General features: G+C 60.8%; 12 protein-coding genes. 6 read left to right on the top strand and 6 right to left on the bottom strand.

The window, feature by feature from the left end; translation table 11 throughout:
• Entirely contained in the window at positions 1 to 1704 is a 1704-nt protein-coding gene (locus tag ACZRMO_RS09755; protein ID WP_463972736.1) for a cytochrome c biogenesis protein DipZ, read from the top strand.
• A gap of 143 nt (positions 1705 to 1847) precedes the next feature.
• A complete protein-coding gene (gene msrA / locus ACZRMO_RS09750; RefSeq protein WP_463972735.1) occupies positions 1848 to 2540 on the top strand; it encodes a peptide-methionine (S)-S-oxide reductase MsrA in 693 nt (230 codons plus the stop codon).
• Between the two features lie 140 nt (positions 2541 to 2680).
• Here the strand turns inward: msrA and ACZRMO_RS09745 are convergent, their stop codons facing one another.
• Together ACZRMO_RS09745 and ACZRMO_RS09740 are read right to left on the bottom strand one after the other, a co-directional pair.
• Positions 2681 to 3631, bottom strand: a complete 951-nt coding sequence (locus ACZRMO_RS09745; RefSeq protein WP_207042251.1) for an alpha-E domain-containing protein — start codon at positions 3629 to 3631, stop codon at positions 2681 to 2683.
• Positions 3632 to 3633: 2 nt separating this feature from the next.
• Positions 3634 to 5043 carry a circularly permuted type 2 ATP-grasp protein gene (locus ACZRMO_RS09740; protein WP_448185138.1) on the bottom strand — a complete coding sequence of 470 codons (1410 nt, stop codon included), beginning with the start codon at positions 5041 to 5043 and terminating at the stop codon, positions 3634 to 3636.
• 399 nt (positions 5044 to 5442) lie between these two features.
• On the opposite strand from ACZRMO_RS09740, the gene ACZRMO_RS09735 reads away from it, so the two are divergent.
• Together ACZRMO_RS09735 and ACZRMO_RS09730 are read left to right on the top strand one after the other, a co-directional pair.
• Positions 5443 to 5988, top strand: a complete 546-nt coding sequence (locus tag ACZRMO_RS09735) for a hypothetical protein (protein WP_207042255.1) — start codon at positions 5443 to 5445, stop codon at positions 5986 to 5988.
• 11 nt (positions 5989 to 5999) lie between these two features.
• Positions 6000 to 6167 (top strand): hypothetical protein, encoded by a 168-nt coding sequence (locus ACZRMO_RS09730; RefSeq protein ID WP_463972734.1) that lies wholly within the window; start codon positions 6000 to 6002, stop codon positions 6165 to 6167.
• Here ACZRMO_RS09730 and ACZRMO_RS09725 read toward each other — a convergent pair.
• From ACZRMO_RS09725 to ACZRMO_RS09710, 4 genes are all read right to left on the bottom strand, one after another.
• Positions 6113 to 10963, bottom strand: a complete 4851-nt coding sequence (locus ACZRMO_RS09725; RefSeq protein WP_463972733.1) for a TcdA/TcdB catalytic glycosyltransferase domain-containing protein — start codon at positions 10961 to 10963, stop codon at positions 6113 to 6115. The two genes, ACZRMO_RS09730 and ACZRMO_RS09725, sit on opposite strands and share 55 nt — an antisense overlap.
• Positions 10964 to 11083: 120 nt before the next feature.
• A complete protein-coding gene (locus ACZRMO_RS09720) occupies positions 11084 to 12328 on the bottom strand; it encodes a GGDEF/EAL domain-containing response regulator (protein WP_463972732.1) in 1245 nt (414 codons plus the stop codon).
• Positions 12313 to 12714, bottom strand: coding sequence for a response regulator (locus ACZRMO_RS09715; protein WP_463972731.1), 402 nt, complete (start codon positions 12712 to 12714; stop codon positions 12313 to 12315). The genes ACZRMO_RS09720 and ACZRMO_RS09715 overlap by 16 nt, the downstream gene beginning before the upstream one ends.
• Entirely contained in the window at positions 12699 to 14045 is a 1347-nt protein-coding gene (locus tag ACZRMO_RS09710) for a sensor histidine kinase (protein ID WP_463972730.1), read from the bottom strand. The genes ACZRMO_RS09715 and ACZRMO_RS09710 overlap by 16 nt, the downstream gene beginning before the upstream one ends.
• Before the next feature lie 325 nt (positions 14046 to 14370).
• Here ACZRMO_RS09710 and ACZRMO_RS09705 point away from each other — a divergent pair, with 325 nt between their 5' ends.
• Both ACZRMO_RS09705 and ACZRMO_RS09700 read left to right on the top strand, forming a co-directional pair.
• A complete protein-coding gene (locus tag ACZRMO_RS09705) occupies positions 14371 to 15903 on the top strand; it encodes a sugar ABC transporter ATP-binding protein (RefSeq protein WP_463972729.1) in 1533 nt (510 codons plus the stop codon).
• Positions 15896 to 16876 (top strand): ABC transporter permease subunit, encoded by a 981-nt coding sequence (locus ACZRMO_RS09700; RefSeq protein ID WP_463972728.1) that lies wholly within the window; start codon positions 15896 to 15898, stop codon positions 16874 to 16876. Before ACZRMO_RS09705 ends, ACZRMO_RS09700 begins: the two co-directional genes overlap by 8 nt.
• The last annotated feature ends 12 nt before the right edge of the window (positions 16877 to 16888 follow it).

Genomic DNA, 16888 nt, shown 5'->3' with positions numbered 1-16888 from the left:
ATGTGGCTTCTGCTCCTCGCGTACCTGGGCGGCGTGCTGACCATCGTCAGCCCGTGCATCCTGCCGGTTCTGCCTTTTGTCTTCGCTCGCACCGGGCAGCCGTTTTTGCGCAGTGGCTTGCCGCTGTTGGCGGGGATGGCGGTGACATTTGCCCTGGTGGCCACGCTGGCCGCCGTGGGCGGCGGCTGGGTGGTGCAAGTCAATCAATACGGGCGCTGGCTCGCGTTGCTTTGCGTGGCGCTGTTTGGGCTCACGCTGCTGCTGCCACAGCTGTCGGAACGCCTGACACGGCCGCTGGTGGCGGCCGGCAGTCGCTTGTCGGAGGCCGCCGGGGCCGACGCCAGGCCGCGTGCAAGCGCTTCGTTCCTGATCGGCGTGGCCACCGGGTTGCTCTGGGCGCCGTGCGCCGGGCCAATCCTCGGGCTGCTGCTGACCGGCGCGGCGCTGCAGGGCGCCAATATCGGCACTACCTTACTGTTGCTGGCCTACGCCGCCGGTGCGGCGACGTCCCTGGCGCTGGCGTTGCTGGTCGGCGGTAAAGTCTTTGGCTTGATGAAGAAGTCCCTGGGCGCCGGTGAGTGGTTGCGTCGCGGCCTGGGTGCGCTGATGTTGGTGGGTGTCGCGGCGATTGCGCTAGGCCTGGACACCGGCGTGCTGTCGCGCTTGTCGACAGCGTCCACCGGTGGCCTGGAACAAAGCCTGGTGGACCGCCTGAACGCCAAGCCGCCAGCGCAGGGTGGGGCGATGATGATGGCGGCCAACCACAACAGCGATTCGCTGCCGATCGAAGGCGCGCTGCCGCCGTTGGACGGCGCCGTGCAATGGCTCAACAGCGCGCCGCTGAGTGCCGAAGCCCTCAAGGGCAAAGTGGTGCTGGTGGATTTCTGGACCTATTCCTGCATCAACTGCCTGCGCACCCTGCCTTACGTCAAAGCCTGGGCCGAGAAGTACCGCGACCAGGGTCTGGTGGTGATTGGCGTGCACGCCCCGGAGTTTGCCTTTGAGCGGGATGTGGGCAATGTCACCCAGGCCATGAAGGACCTGGGGATCACCTACCCGGTGGCCATCGACAACAACTACAAGATCTGGCGCGCCTTCAACAACCAGTACTGGCCGGCGCATTACTTTGCCGATGCCAACGGGCAGATTCGCTATCACCACTTTGGCGAGGGCGACTATGCCGAATCGGAGCGGGTGATCCAGCAACTGCTGCGCGAGGCCGGCGCACAAAACGTCGCGGGCGGCTTGATCGACGTGGCTGCCAAGGGCGTGCAACAGGCGCCGGACCTGAACACCGTGCAGTCGCCGGAAACCTACCTGGGCGCGCAGCGCGCCGAGAACTTCGTCAAGTCCGGCCCCTTGGCGTTGAACAACTGGACCCTGGAAGGCCAATGGAACGTCGGCGGCCAGCAAGTCACGCTGGAGCAGGCCGGTGGGCGCATCGTCTACCGCTTCCACGCCCGTGACTTGCATCTGGTGCTGGCGCCTGGCGCGGATGGCAAGCCGGTGCGCTTCAAGGTCACGGTCGACGGCAAGGCCCCAGGCGATGCCCACGGCACGGATGTCGCGCCGGATGGTACGGGCACGGTGACAGAACAGCGCTTGTACCAACTGGTGCGTCAGCCGGGTGAGGTGCAGGACCGTACTTTCAGCATTGAGTTTCTGGACCCGAATGTGGCGGCGTATGCCTTTACCTTTGGCTAACCGATTTATGAACTGACAACCCAATCAATGTGGGAGCGGGCTTGCTCGCGAATGCAGTGTGTCAGCCACTGAAATGCTGACTGACCCACCGCATTCGCGAGCAAGCCCGCTCCCACAGTTGACCGTGTTCTGGAGTGAGATTTATGAAAGTTCTCAGATTACTACCTGCACTGGCCTTGGTTGCCTTTATCGGCCAGGCCCAGGCCTTTTCTTTTGGTTCTTCCGACGATGCCGTCGTCATCGCACCACCCGCCCTGGACCTGCCAGCCTCGGCCAACCTGCAAACCGCTGTCTTCGCCGGCGGCTGCTTCTGGGGCGTACAAGGGGTTTTCCAGCACGTACAAGGCGTAAAAAACGCAGTCTCCGGCTATGATGGCGGCGCGGCGGGCACGGCGCAGTACGAGTCTGTCAGCGTGGGCGATACGGGCCATGCCGAGGCGGTGTCCGTCACCTATGACCCGAGCAAAGTCAGCTACGGCAAGCTGTTGCAGATCTACTTCTCGGTAGCTCACAACCCCACAGAACTCAACCGCCAGGGCCCGGATACCGGCACGCAGTACCGTTCGGCGATCTTTGCGCAGAATGCCGAACAGCAAAAAGTCGCCCAGGCGTATATCGCGCAACTGGATGCTGCGAAGTCGTTTGGTAAACCGATCGCAACCACGATTGAAATGGGCAAGCCGTTCTACCCGGCAGAGGCCTACCATCAGGATTTCCTCACCGAGAACCCGTCTTACCCGTACATCGTGATCAATGATTTGCCGAAGGTGGCGCAGTTGAAAAAGCTGTTTCCTGAGCAGTACAGCGCTGAGCCGGTGTTGGTGAAAACCCAATAAACACCGCAAAACCAATGTGGGAGCGGGCTTGCTCGCGAATGCGGTGGGTCAGCCAACTAATCTATTGACTGACACGCCGCCTTCGCGAGCAAGCCCGCTCCCACACAAGCCCGCTCCCACATTTTGTTCCTCTGTGTGGTTTAGACCACTTCGAGGTAAGAGCTGTGTATCGCCCGCGCCAACTCGCGCACGGTGTCGATAAAGTCCGTCAGCCGGCTGTGCAGGCCGTCTTCCAGAATTTCATCAATCCCCGTATACCTCAGCCGCGCTTCGAACTCCGCTGCCAAACGCTGCGCTGTGCGCCCATAACTGCCGGGCAAGTCGGCGAGGATGTGGCTCAATTCCTCGATACACGCATGCAAGGATCGCGGCACGTCGCTGCGCAGTAACAGCAGTTCGGACACAGAGCGCGCATTCAGCGCATTCGGGTACAGCTCGGTATACGCCTCGAACGACGACAACGCGCGGAGCAGGGCGCTCCACTGGTAATAGCCGCGCGCCGAGACGTCGCTGACTTCCTCCGACTCTTCGCCAAACATCTCGTAGCGCGCATCCAGCAGGCGCAGGGTGTTGTCGGCGCGCTCGACAAAGGTGCCCAGGCGGATAAACCGGTAGGCGTCGTTGCGCATGATCGTCCCCGACGTGGCGCCACGGAACAGGTGCGAGCGTTGCTTGACCCAATCACAGAAGTGGCTGATGCCATGCCGCGCCAGGCCACCGGCAGCGATGCTGCGCATTTCCAGCCAGGTGGCGTTGAGGTTTTCCCACATATCGGCGGTGATGCGCCCACGTACTGCGTGGGCATTGCCGCGAGCGGCGCGCAGGCAGTTGTAGATGCTCGCCGGGTTTTCTTCGTCGAGGGCGAAGAAGTGCAGCATACGCTCGGCATCCAGTTGTTTGTGGCGCTCCAGGTAGCTGTCGAGGGTGCCGCTGCTGAGCAGCGACATCGCCAGTTCATCCAGGCCATCGCTGCGCCCGGATTGGGGCATCAGCGACAGCGAATAACTGACTTCCAGCATGCGCGCCAGGTTCTCGGCGCGCTCCAGGTAGCGGGACATCCAGTACAGATCTGCGGCGGTTCTACTCAACATAATCAGCCCTCCACCACCCAGGTGTCCTTGGTTCCGCCGCCTTGCGACGAGTTGACGATCAGCGAGCCTTCACGCAAGGCCACGCGCGTGAGGCCACCGGGCACCAGGCGGGTTTCCTTGCCCGACAGCACGAACGGCCGCAGGTCGATATGCCGGGGGGCGATGCCGTTTTCGACAAAGGTCGGGCAGGTGGACAGGCTCAACGTGGGTTGGGCGATATAGGCGTGGGGACGGGCCTTGATGCGTTGGCGGAAGTCCTCGATCTCGGCGGCCGTGGACGCCGGGCCCACCAGCATGCCGTAGCCACCGGAGCCCTGGGTTTCCTTGACCACCAGTTCCGGCAGGTGCGCCAGTACGTGGGACAGCTCATCGGGCTTGCGGCACTGGAAGGTCGGTACGTTCTGCAACACCGGTTCTTCGTCGAGGTAGAAGCGGATCATCTCCGGCACATAGGGGTAGATCGACTTGTCGTCGGCCACGCCGGTGCCGATGGCATTGGCCAGCACCACGTTGCCCGCGCAGTAGGCGGCGACCAGGCCGGGCACGCCGAGCATCGATTCGGGGTTGAACGCCTGCGGGTCGAGGAACGCGTCGTCGATGCGCCGGTAGATCACGTCCACGGCCTTGGGGCCATCGGTGGTGCGCATGAACACCTTGAGGTCGTGCACGAACAGGTCGGCACCTTCCACCAGTTCCACGCCCATTTCCCGGGCGAGAAAGGCGTGTTCAAAGAACGCGCTGTTGAAGCGGCCAGGGGTAAGTACCACGACGTTGGGGTTGTCCAGGCGGCTGGAGCTTTTCAGGGTTTTCAGCAGCAGGTTGGGGTAGTGGTCCACCGGCGCGATGCGTTGCTTGGCAAATACTTCGGGGAACAGGCGCATCATCATCTTGCGGTCTTCGAGCATGTAGCTCACGCCGCTGGGGGTGCGCAGGTTGTCTTCAAGCACGTAGTAGGTGCCGTCGCCGTCGCGCACCAGGTCTACGCCGGAGATGTGCGAGTAGATATCGCGGTGCAGGTCGAGGCCGACCATGGCTTTCTGGTAACCCTCGTTGCCCAGCACCTGGTCGGCGGGAATGATTCCGGCCTTGATGATGCGCTGGTCGTGGTAGATGTCGGCGAGGAACATGTTCAAGGCGGTGACGCGCTGGATGCAGCCGCGCTCGATCACGCTCCACTCACTGGCGGGGATGCTGCGCGGGATGATATCGAAGGGGATCAGGCGCTCGGTGTCTTGCTCGTCGCCATAGAGGGTGAAGGTGATCCCGGCGCGGTGAAACAGCAAGTCGGCTTCGCGGCGACGCTGGGCCAGCAGTTCCGGTGGCGTATTGGCCAACCAGCGGGAGAATTCCTGATAATGCGCACGGCACACACCGTTTGCGTCATTCATTTCATCGAAGAAAGATCGAGCCATTCCAGTACCTTGTCAGTGCCGAGGGACGCTTGGGTGGCACTGCCGCTTTGAAAAACGCATGTTTTTATGAGCCCGTGGCTAAGGATGCCACTGGGCCTGGTCCTTACTTTCTGATGGGGTCGGCTCTGGGTCGGGGGGTAACGAACGCTCCTGTGTACGGGCAGTGATGAAGGGCTAAAGCAATGCCTGTGCCGAAACCCGTAGTTGTGGCAAGGGAGCTTGCTCCGGCTGGGCTGCGCAGCGGCCGCAAAAACGTGGGAGCGCTGCGCACTCCAGCGCGAGCAAGCTCGCTCGCCACAGTTAGGTGCGTGGGTTGCCTTGGATTGGTGCATGAACGAACTTGAACTTCGGGCAAGTGCCGTTCTTCTAACGTCTCTCGAATCTTCTTGGAGCACCGCCGTGCCCAGAATCATCTCGCCTCAGTCCCCGGAAACGGCACTGACCGACCACAGTGAACACAACGCCAAGATCTTCGGCTCGCCCAAGGACCGCCTGGACTTCTACCGCCGTGAGATCCAATACGAAACGACGATCCTGGCCAACCGCACCGATGCCTACCTCACCGCGCAATCCTTCCTGGTCATTGCCTTCGTCTCGGGCATGGGCAACCTCAACCCCGAGTGGGGCAAGCTGTTCACTCTGGTGGTGCCGGTGTTTCTGGTGCTGCTCGGCATCTTCAGTTCGCTGAACGCTTGGCCGGGGATTCGCGCGGCGTACGACATCATCGACCACTGGCACTACAAGCAAAGCGAACTGCTGCGCAGCGAGCCGGTGATGGGCCTGGCGTATGACGATTCGCCTCTGTTCTGCGAGACCGAGTCGTCCCACAAGGGCTATCGCAAGTCGCTGCTATTCTCTATGCGTGCGCCGTGGTTATTCATGGTGTTCTGGCTGTTGCTGGGGGCGTATGCGTTTTATATCCAGGTGGATAACCCGGGTTCATAGAGGTGCAGGTCATGTCAGATGAACGTGAGAACGAACTGGACGAGGAGCTCAACGATCCGGGAAACGAAGACCCGGGATCGTTGATGGATGATGCGCAGGTGCCGCTCAAGGATGGCGAGCCGGATCAGGAATCGATCCAGGAGTGCTCGGCGCCGATCTTGACGTTGAACCGGTGCTGAAGCGGGAAGTAGTGCTCCTTCAGTTGCTTGATCTGCTTCCCCAGTGTGTCCGGTGGGACGATGCCGCTTCGCAGGAAGGACTGGCGAACATCGTTTTCAATGTTGACTATCGAGCCGTGCGGTTCGAGTTTGTTCCCGACCACCTTGTTCTCCCTGGTCAGCCCATCAAAGCCCAAGTCGTACATGTCAGGACGCTTGAGCTTGAGGTTGTCGTTGAACAGCGTCGGCCCGACCGTTTCGAAAATCTTGCTTTCATAGGCCTTGAACTCAGGGGTGTACTGCACGACACCGTTGGCGTCCCTGGCCCCAATGGGCCGGTTGGCCATGAAATAGTCTTTGTTGGCAGCGAAACGCTTTTTCATCTCGGTGATCATGTCGGTAATCACCGGGTTGTTTGCCTGGGTGCCGAAATTGCTGGTGTTGTAAAAAAGCTTGTAGTCACTGAGGGTATGGCCAACCGGACTGTTGAGCAGCACATCATTGGCGCCCGCATTCACCACCGCGGTGCTGACTTTTGTCTGAATGACATCATCGGTATCGAGATAGAACCCTCCGTATTTATTGGTGATGGGGTAGCGCGCAACATCTGAAGCCGCGGCCAGGTTTTTGCCTTGCCCTTGTCGGAAGTAATCGTACATCTCGTCGTTTTTCAATTGTTTGAAGACGTCATCTTCGCGAAGGTTCCTCACCTCAAGGCCTTGGACCTTGCTTTCCAGTTTCTGCTTTATCTGTTGAAAGAGGGCCGGGGTGTCGGCATCCACGTGCAGGATGGAGGTGTATCCGGGGGCCTGGGCAGCATTTTGGACGATGTTGTCAGCCAGGTTGGCAGGTATGTCCTGACCCGCCCAAAAATAGTGAAGGTTCTTGGGGATCGGTTTGGCATCGCTCGCGATTTTCACCGTTGTCGCCGGCATGACATCAACAAACGCATAGCGATGCGCGTCCTTTTTTTTGGCTTTCAGGAAGTCGCTGTACGGTCCTCGCTGCCATTTGCCTTTATCGGCTCGCCAGAAGTACTGGTGATTGAGCGCGTCGATCCCGGTTGAAAGATTGGTCTCTTTCCAGGCCCCCGCCACACTGTCGAAGATGACGTTATGATCCACGCCCTTGTAGTTGAGCTTGAAGGGAGTCGTCGAGTTTTCCACCGTCTTGATGCCGTCCATCGGCACCACATAGGTGTGGTCCCCCAGTTTCCAGCGCGAGGTGGAGTCGCTTGCACCACCGAGCAGGCGAGTGGACCGGCTTGAGGGCTCCCATCCCGCAGTACCCAGGTCCCTGACCGGAATATCGGGGCCCGTGCCCTTGGGATGTCGGATGATGCGCTGGCCGTCCTTGAGCTGCGACTCGTACAGCACGCCATCGATCTTCACATATTCCTTCTGGCTGCGACCCACATACACGTTGCCTTGCAAACCCTTGGTCGCGAGTTCATCTGGGACAATGTATTTGGCTTCATACCCCAGCAGGGTCGTGTCCAGGGACCGGACCTCGCCGCCGGCGGCAATCCGGCTAGGCGTGAAGTCTTTCAGGGGCGAGCCGTAGGGTTGTTTCTTGATCGCGTCGTAACGGTGCCAGTTGCCCTCGAACATGACGGCGGTGTCTTCCAGCGTTTTTTGCCCATCCTTGAACTTGCCACTGGCGGCCAGGCCGTGTTGCTGGCTGGCGGCAAGCACCCCATCAGCGTTGCCGATCGCTCGCAAACTGTCGGAAGCGGCGGCACCCGGGCCGTCAGCGACGAAGTTGTCCAGCGCTTTGCCATAGGCTTGCTGGGTGCGTGGGTCCACGGCGTACCACTTGCCTGTCGCCTCATCGAATTTGGCCAGGGCTTTGCTTTCAACCGTGGTGTTGATTGCCTTGTAGGTGCCTTCAGCGATGTCTGGCTGTTTGGCCAGCTTGAGCAGATTGGCGCTGTCACGGTACCTCAGATACCTGATGCCCCTGTGCCCCGCCTTGAGCACGCTTGCCGTACCGGTTAGTGCGCTGCGCAACAGGTCATCCACCCCGCTGACTGGATTGAGCGCGCCCACCCCGGCGCGCCCGACGATCTTGAGGGTATGCCCGATCTTGGCGAGCGCGGAAGCCCCGGTGGCCACCGCTTTCGCGCCTTTGAGCCCGGCGCCGAAGCCAACGAGGAAGCCGAATATATCCCATGACAAGTCCCCCAACCCCTGGGCAACGTTGCCTTTTTGGAAGTTGATGATCGCCGATCGGAATGGAATGAGGTTGAGGGCAAATTCCGCCGCTTTTTCATGGGTTGGTACTTCGGTATCAAAGGTGGTTTGACCTTTCGCCCATTTTTTCACCCCGGGCAGGTCCATGTCCTGGAGCATGGCATCTGCAAGGTAGGCGATTCTCGCGCTGGTGAAGCTGTCAGGGTTACCCGCCGCGCCTTTGGACTCTTTGGTCAGCCCGTCCGGGTATTGGCCCTCGGGGGTGATGACCTTGAATTCGTTTAAGGGCCGTCCTTCCTTGTAATAAGGCTCCCCGGTCTTGAAGTCGCCCAGGTCTGGACGTTGGGTGATGGTTCCGCCCAGGCGGTCCAGTTGATAGTTGTGGACCTTCCCATCGCGCTTGATCTTGATTTGCACGCAACCTTCGGGGGTTTCATTGCGTACACCGCCCCATTCATAATGGACTTCCTTGGCGATTGTGATGTTGCCGAACTCGAAGTTCTGACGATCTGCCAGGGGCAGTTTCGATACCATGTGCTTTATGTGCGCGGCAGTTGCCGTCTTGATCGCACCCGAGTAAGCCGAAAACGCCGTATTGAATGCCTCGGACAGCCGCGGCAACTGTTCAAGCTTTGGCATGACGGCGTTGATGTCCAATGCCGCCGAAGACGAAACCCAGGCACCCGGTCTGCCGTCCTCGGGTGGGTTCACAGCGCCAGATGTGAAATGTCGCACCAGGCTTCTGCCCGTTTCCCCCCAGTTGTCCGCAGAATCAGGTGCCTTCGGAATTCCCCGACCATCCATGTACAAATCCAGTATTGAATAGGGCCCCGGAAAATGTCGGTTGGACGGTTGAACGCTGATGCACTTTTCTTCCAAGAGCGTCGGGTCTAAATCTGGCAGGGCCTTTTTCAATTGCTCCAGTGCCATGTCCTTGGCGGTCGGCATCACTGCCATGGAGGCCTCAGACGCCTTCTTGAGTTCGTTGACTTGTGCTGAGAACGCCTCACGCACGCGTGTCAATGCGGCTTTGTTGACCGGATACGGCATGCCGTTGAAGACGGCCCACTCGTTGATCGCGGCACCCTGGGCGACAAACTCAATGCGCTGCTCCTCCTCGGAGATGGGCGCAATGCTCGCCCGGAGCATCACTTGGGTGTAGCTCATTGTTGCTGTCGCCCCCGGGGCCAGTGCTTCGATACGGGCGACAGCGGTGGTGAAGCTGACCCAGCTGTGGGTGCCCACGACCAGATCCTGCGGAATGTCCTTGACCAGAAACTCCGGTGCCCGGCTGGCCAACATCAGTGTGGCCAGAATCGCAGCCTGCTCAGGCGACGAACCCTTGCCAGCCTTGGCCAGCTCGGCCGTCAATTCACTCAATACCGTCGTGGCGGCCTTGCCTGCATTCTGTGGGGCTGACAACGTGTAACCCGCGATAACGGTTGACCCGGTTCCCGGAGCAGCCTCTGCCGGTCCGGACGGGTCCAGTGTCAGTGCGGCCAGCAACCAGTCGTTGGCACTGCCTTTGACCGAACGCGCCTCGAACTGCGCCTGAATCGCCTGGCTTAATGCCTGGCCCTTGGGTGACGCGATCAGACGATCGATCAGGCGCCTGGGATCAGTGGTGTGTGAAGGAAGCACTTGTTCGCCATCGAGCAAGTATTCCAACACGCTCGTGGCGGGATGGAGGTCAATCTCGCCGATCTTGCCCTGCCGGATATCGGCGCTCAATTGTTGCGCACTCTCGGTATCCAGCGGCACAGGCCATGCGCGCGCGCCGCCGTAGTTGCCGTTGACGGGGGCCTGGGGGAAAGGGGTCAGCAGCGCGTTGACGAGATTGTCCAATTGATCGAGGGTGGTGGGGATGTTCCAGCCCTGGTCCTCAATAAATTGCTTCAAACTCACGCTGTTATGGTTGCCGGTGTTCGCCGGTGTGTAAGTACCTGAACTGTCGACATAGACAACACGAGCGCTCAACTCGTCGGCTATCTCCATTTCATCCCGGGTGCCTTCCCTGACGAAGTCTGCCAGATGCCGCAAATCGAAAGCCGCCTGGTAGCGATTGCGGATATCGGCCAGTTGCGCCCGATGTTCCGCCAGCCGCTCCTCATTGCGGTTGTTGTGCAACGGCGAAAAGACTGCCGTTGCCTTGAAAAAATGCATCATCAGCGCTAACGGAGCGTTATTGGCAGTTCCTGACAACGGTGGGGAAAACGTGGTGGCGGTGCCGTTGGCCACGATGATACGGCCAGCATCCAGTATCGGACCGCTGACGGCTGCCCAGCCCGGGTCGTCGAGGCCCACGGTATGCACCCGTTGTCCAGGCTCTGTTTTAATCGTGAACTGGATCTGGCCTGAGGTTGGGTTGATGCTTATCGAGCTGGGGTTTATGCCTCTGTCTTGTATCCACTGCTGGACGTCAGGGGACTGAAACGCTTGCCCCAGTTGGTTCCACCATTGCTCGAAGGTAGAGTTGGCGGGGATGGGGAGGAGCGTGGGGGTGCCCTGGGGAGGCGTATCCGCCGTGCGCCGCTGCGGTGCTGCATGTACCTGCAGCTTGTCGGAGGGGAATGGGTGGTTGGAAGTCGCACGGCTTGGATGGATCATCGTGGCATTGCTCGTCATGTGGTTGGCAGGTTTTTCGCTGAGGCATTGCAGCCTCTCGGATAAATCTGTGTGTCACATGCGCATTCGATGATTCCGGTGCTGGGCTTGTTTTATATTGCCGCGCGTATCCGGCCCGGTTCATTGAGGCTTGAGCAATTTCCCCCGAAGCCATCGCTCCAGCGCCGCCGCCGGCAGCGGCCGGCTGAACAGGTAACCCTGCAACTGATCGCAGCCAGCCTCTTTCAAAAACGCCAACTGCGCTGGCGTTTCCACCCCTTCGGCCACGGCGCGCAGGCCCAGGCTGTGGGCCAGCTCGATGATGGTACGGGCAATCGCTGCGTCCTGAGGGTTGCTGGTGACTTCGCGGACAAACGCGATATCGATCTTCAAGGTGTCCAGGGGAAAGCGCCGCAGATAAGCGAGGCTGGAGTAGCCGGTGCCAAAGTCATCAATGGCGATCTTCACCCCCATCGCTCGCAGGCGTTGCAGGCTGCTGATGGTGTGCGGGGTGTTTTCCATCAGTGAGCTTTCGGTGAGTTCAACCTCCAGCCAGTGGGGTTCTACCCCGGCTTCGGCCAATAGCTGGCCGATATCGGTGATCAGGTCGCCTTCGATCAATTGATGGCCGGACACGTTCACCGACACTTCCATCGCGCCGACGTCCGAATGTTGCCATCGCGCGATTTGCTGGCACGCCTGCTCGATCACCCAGCGCCCCACGATGCCGATTAACCCCAGGCGTTCCAGGATCGGCACAAATACCCCGGGCGACACTGCACCATAACCGGGGCGCTCCCAGCGCAGCAGCGCTTCCACGCCACTGATCCGGCCGTTGGCCAAATCCAGCTTGGGTTGGTAGTGCAACCTGAATTCACGCGCAGTCACCGCTTGGCGCAGGGCATTTTCCAGGTCGAGCAAGGCCAGGTCGTGAACGTTCATCTTTGCCGTTTCGCTGCCGCGCTCGCGCAACTGCTGTTCCAGTATGAGGCTATGGCTTTTCAACTGGTCGCCATAGGCCTTCAGACGCAGGAGGTTGCGCACCCGCAGCCATAACTCGACGCGCTCCACTGGTTTGCTGATGAACTCTTCGGCACCGGTTTGCAGGCCACTGAGGCGCGCACTCGGTTCGCTCAGTGCCGAAAGCATGATGATGGGGATGTTTGCCGTGGCCGGGTCGCCCTTAAGCTGGTGAGCCACTTCATAGCCGTCCATGCCGGGCATCATGATGTCCAGCAAGATCAGGTCCGGCGGTTGCTGCGCCACCAGCGCAAGGGCTTCTTCGCCACTGGCGACGCTTTGGGTGTGGTAACCCTCGTATTGCAGCAAGGTTTCCAGGAGTTTGCGCACTTGGAGTTCATCATCGACGATCAGCAGCGTGGCCATAGTGGGAACTCATCCGAGTGGGGTTTTTCAAGTAGGGCGTCGATCACCTGATACAGCTCCTTGTAGCGCAAGGGCTTGATCACATAGGCGTCGCAGCCGGCCAGGCGGGTTTTTTCGCGGTCTTCCTTCATCGCCATGGCGGTCAGGGCGATCACCGGGATGTGCGCCGTGAGCGGGTCGTGCTTGAGCAGAGCAGTGGCCGCCAGGCCGTCCATGCCCGGCAGTTGGATATCCATCAGGATCAATGCGGGTTGGTATTCGCGGGCCAGGGTCAGGCCGCTTTCCGCATCGGCGGCCCAGCGCACGCTGTGCCCGGCATTGGTCAGCAGCAAGCGTGCCAGGCGCATATTGGCTTCGTTGTCTTCGATGATCAGGATATCGGCCATGGGCCCTCCAGGCGGGTGGCCCGCCGCAACGGCAGCCACACCACAAACCGCGCGCCGAGGCCTGCGCGGCTGGCCACGGCGACGCTGCCACCATGCAGATCGGCCAGTTGCTTGACCATCGCCAGCCCCAGGCCGGTGCCTTCGAATTTGCGTGCCAGGCTGCTGTCGATCTGGCTGAACGCCTTGAACAGCTTGCCCATGTCGTTTTCGGCGATGCCCAGCCCGGTGTCGCTGACGCTGAACTGCAAAAACGCCTGATGCGCGCCGGGCGGCAGGTCAAAGCCACGCACCGGCCAATCCCCGGGGACCTTGCCGACTTGATCAGCCTTGACCTCTCGCACCGCCAGGGTCACGCAACTGCCGTGTTCGCTGAACTTCACCGCATTGGCCAGCAGGTTGTAGATGATCTGCTTGGTCTTGCGCAGGTCCAGGGCCAGGGTGCCGAAGTCATCCGGGCTGTCCAGCTTCAACTGGATCTGCTGCAACGCTGCCTTCTCACGCACGATTAGCAGACTGTTGGCCAACAGCCCCGGCAGTTCTGCCGCTTCCAGCTCCAGTTCCATCATCCCGGCCTCGACCTTGGACAGGTCGAGAATGTCGTTGATCAACGACAGCAAGTGCTGGCCGCTGGTGAAAATATCGCCGATGTATTCGCGCTGGGTCTCGGTCATGTCACCCACCAGCCCGTCCTTGAGTGCTTCGGAAAACCCGATCACCGCGTTCAACGGCGTGCGCAGTTCGTGGGACATGGTGGCGAGGAACTCGGACTTCATGTGGCTGGCGTGCTCCAGCTCCAGGTTCTTTTCTTCCAGGGCGCGTTCAAAACCTTTGCGCTCGGCTTCTTCCTGCTTGCGGGCGGTGTTGTCGGTGCCGATCAGCAGGTAACCGATGATGGTGTCATGGCGGTTGCGCAGGGCGGTCACAGAGACCATCGCGGACAGGCGGCTGCCATCCTTGCGGATATAGGTCAGCTCGTAGATGTCTTCGATGCCCCGGGAGGCCTTGAATACCAGGGCTTCAAACCCTGGCGTTATCGGCGTGTCGAGTTCCTCGCTAAGGGCGGCGGCGCGGGTGATCAGCTCGACGGGGTCGGAGATATCGGCCGGGGTGATGCGGTTGACCACGTCGGCAGCGGCATAGCCAAGCATGCGTTCGGCGCCGACGTTGAAGATCTGGATCACGCCTTTTTCGTCAGTGGCGATGCTGGAAAAGTACGCGCTGTTGAAGATGGCATCCTGCAAGGCGCCGGCCTTGAGCAGGGTTTTCTGGCGTTTGAACTCGACGATCTTTTCGGCGCGTGATTGCGCGGGGCCGGGTAAAGGTGTGTCCATCGCTGGGTCATTCCGTGAGGTTCAGGCCCGCCATCGTCAAGTGGCGACGGCGCAGAGCATGCTCACAGAAGATCGCGGTGAGGCGACGAGGAGGAGATGAGGTCATTGGACAGTAGCAGAGATTGTGGCGTTTTGATGTCTTGGTTTTAGCGATAAACCCTCAATTGGATAGAAAGGTTGGAAAATTGCGTGTGTGGTCATAATTGCCTGATGAAACGATTCATCATTCGACAAATGGCGCACGCAAGCGCTTGCGCAAGCAAAAGCATCTGTTTTAGAGTCGGCCTCGCTCGACAACAAAAATAATAAAACCAGGAGCTCAGCCATGAGCCTTGAACCCTTGCTTGAGATGCAGGGCATCAGCATAACCTTCAACGGTTTGCGCGTGCTCAAGAATGTCGGCCTGAAGGTCTACCCCGGCGAAATCCACGCCTTGATGGGGGAGAACGGCGCCGGCAAATCCACCTTGATGAAAATCCTTTCCGGCGCCTACCAAGCCGACCCCGGCGGTGAAATCCGCATTGCCGGCCAAGCCATCGCCACGTTCGACCCCGCCACCGCCAAAGCCCTCGGTATCGCCGTGATCTACCAGGAACTGAGCCTGTGCCCGAACCTCAGCGTGGCCGAGAACATCTACCTGGGCCGCGAACTGCGGCGCGGCTGGACCATCGACCGCAAGGGCATGCAGGAAGGTTGCCTTGAGGTGCTGCAACGCCTCGGCGCCGAATTCACCGCGGCGACGCGGGTCAGCAGCCTGTCGATTGCCGAGCGCCAACTGGTGGAAATCGCCCGCGCCCTGCATGCCCACGCCAAGATCCTGGTGATGGACGAACCCACCACGCCGCTGTCCTCCCGCGAAACAGACCGCCTGTTTGCGTTGATCAAGCAGTTGCGCAGCCAAGGCCTGGCGATCATCTACATCAGCCACCGCATGGCCGAGATCTACGAGCTGTCGGACCGCGTCTCGGTGTTGCGCGACGGCCAGTACATCGGCGAACTGACCCGCGACGCGCTGTCGGCCGAGGTGCTGGTGAAAATGATGGTGGGCCGCGACCTCTCTGGCTTCTACAAGAAGGAACACGCCGCCTATAACCCCGGAAACGTGGTGATGCGCGTACGCGACATGGCCGATGGCAAGCGCGTGCGCGATTGCAGCTTCGACCTGCACGCCGGCGAAGTGCTGGGCATTGCCGGGCTGGTGGGGGCAGGGCGCACCGAACTGGCGCGGCTGATCTTTGCCGCCGACCCACGCACCCGTGGCAGCCTCGAAGTGGTGGGCAAGACCATCACCCAACTGCGCACCCCGGCGGATGCGATCCGCGCCGGTGTGGTCTACCTCACCGAAGACCGCAAGGCCCAGGGCCTGTTCCTCGACATGAGCGTGGCCGACAACATCAACGTCTGCGCCTGTGTGCCCGACGCCCACGCCGGTGGCGTGCTGGATCGCGGGCACGGCGTGCAGCGCGCCGCTGAGGCGATCAAGGCGCTGTCGATCCGGGTGGCGTCGGGCAAGGTCAATGTCGGTGCGTTGTCCGGCGGCAACCAACAGAAGGTGTTGCTGGCGCGGCTGCTGGAGGTCAAGCCCCATGTGCTGATCCTCGACGAACCGACCCGGGGCGTGGACATCGGCTCCAAATCCGAGATTTACCGCATCATCAATCAACTGGCCCTGGCCGGCGTGGGCATCGTGGTGATCTCCAGCGAGCTGCCGGAAATCATCGGCACCTGCGACCGCGTGCTGATCATGCGCGAAGGCCAGTTGGTCGCCGAAGTCGGCGGCGCGTCCGGCCAGGCTATTTCCCAGGAACGTATTATTGACCTCGCCACCGGTGGCGATCAGGTGGTGGCCAATGGCTGAATTACAGATGACAACAACAATCGGCAAGGCGGAGCGCGCACGGGAATTGATGCGCACGGTGGGCATGTTGCCGGTGCTGGTGCTATTGCTGGTGGGCTTTGCCCTGGCCAGCGAGAACTTCCTGACCATGCAGAACCTGTCGATCATCACCCAGCAGGCCTCGGTCAACGTGGTGCTGGCCGCAGGCATGACCTTTGTGATTCTCACGGCGGGCATCGACCTGTCGGTGGGCGCGATCCTCGCGGCGTCGGCGGTGGTGGCGTTGCAGGCGTCGATGTCGCCGCAGTTCGGCATGTTCGGAATCGCTGCCGGTATCGGCTTTGGTCTGTTGCTGGGTTTGGTCAACGGCGGCCTGATCGCGTTCATGCGCCTGCCGCCGTTTATCGTCACCCTTGGCGCACTCACCGCCATGCGCGGCTTGGCGCGGTTGCTGGCGGATGACAAGACCGTGTTCAACCCCGACCTGCCGTTTGCGTTTATCGGCAATGACTCGATCCTCGGCGTGCCGTGGCTGGTGGTGATTGCCGTGGCGGTGGTGGGGTTGTCGTGGTTCATCCTGCGCCGCACCGTAATGGGCGTGCAGATCTACTCGGTGGGCGGCAACCCGGAAGCAGCGCGGCTGTCGGGGATCAAGGTGTGGAAGGTGCTGCTGTTTGTCTACGCCATGTCCGGTGCGTTGGCCGGGCTGGGCGCGGTGATGAGCGCTTCGCGGCTGTTCGCCGCCAACGGCCTGCAACTGGGGCAATCCTATGAGCTGGATGCGATTGCCGCCGTGATCCTCGGTGGCACCAGTTTTACCGGCGGTGTCGGCACCATCGGCGGCACGCTGATCGGCGCGCTGATTATCGCGGTGCTCACCAACGGCCTGGTGCTGCTGGGGGTGTCGGACATCTGGCAGTACATCATCAAGGGCATCGTGATCATTGGCGCCGTGGCGCTGGATCGTTATCGCCAGTCCGGTGCGCGGACCTGATTTCACTCATAC

This window comes from Pseudomonas sp. B611, assembly GCF_055407965.1.
Note: the sequence above shows the minus strand (reverse complement) of the source record. Positions and strands in the feature narration are given on the sequence as shown.

Excerpts from the sequence above, each read along its gene's own strand:
- ACZRMO_RS09755 (WP_463972736.1), top strand. The coding sequence starts at position 1 with ATGTGGCTTCTGCTCCTCGCGTACCTGGGCGGCGTGCTGACCATCGTC.
- msrA (WP_463972735.1), top strand. The coding sequence starts at position 1,848 with ATGAAAGTTCTCAGATTACTACCTGCACTGGCCTTGGTTGCCTTTATC.
- ACZRMO_RS09745 (WP_207042251.1), bottom strand. The coding sequence starts at position 3,631 with ATGTTGAGTAGAACCGCCGCAGATCTGTACTGGATGTCCCGCTACCTG.
- ACZRMO_RS09740 (WP_448185138.1), bottom strand. The coding sequence starts at position 5,043 with ATGGCTCGATCTTTCTTCGATGAAATGAATGACGCAAACGGTGTGTGC.
- ACZRMO_RS09730 (WP_463972734.1), top strand. The coding sequence starts at position 6,000 with ATGTCAGATGAACGTGAGAACGAACTGGACGAGGAGCTCAACGATCCG.
- ACZRMO_RS09725 (WP_463972733.1), bottom strand. The coding sequence starts at position 10,963 with ATGACGAGCAATGCCACGATGATCCATCCAAGCCGTGCGACTTCCAAC.
- ACZRMO_RS09720 (WP_463972732.1), bottom strand. The coding sequence starts at position 12,328 with ATGGCCACGCTGCTGATCGTCGATGATGAACTCCAAGTGCGCAAACTC.
- ACZRMO_RS09715 (WP_463972731.1), bottom strand. The coding sequence starts at position 12,714 with ATGGCCGATATCCTGATCATCGAAGACAACGAAGCCAATATGCGCCTG.
- ACZRMO_RS09710 (WP_463972730.1), bottom strand. The coding sequence starts at position 14,045 with ATGGACACACCTTTACCCGGCCCCGCGCAATCACGCGCCGAAAAGATC.
- ACZRMO_RS09705 (WP_463972729.1), top strand. The coding sequence starts at position 14,371 with ATGAGCCTTGAACCCTTGCTTGAGATGCAGGGCATCAGCATAACCTTC.
- ACZRMO_RS09700 (WP_463972728.1), top strand. The coding sequence starts at position 15,896 with ATGGCTGAATTACAGATGACAACAACAATCGGCAAGGCGGAGCGCGCA.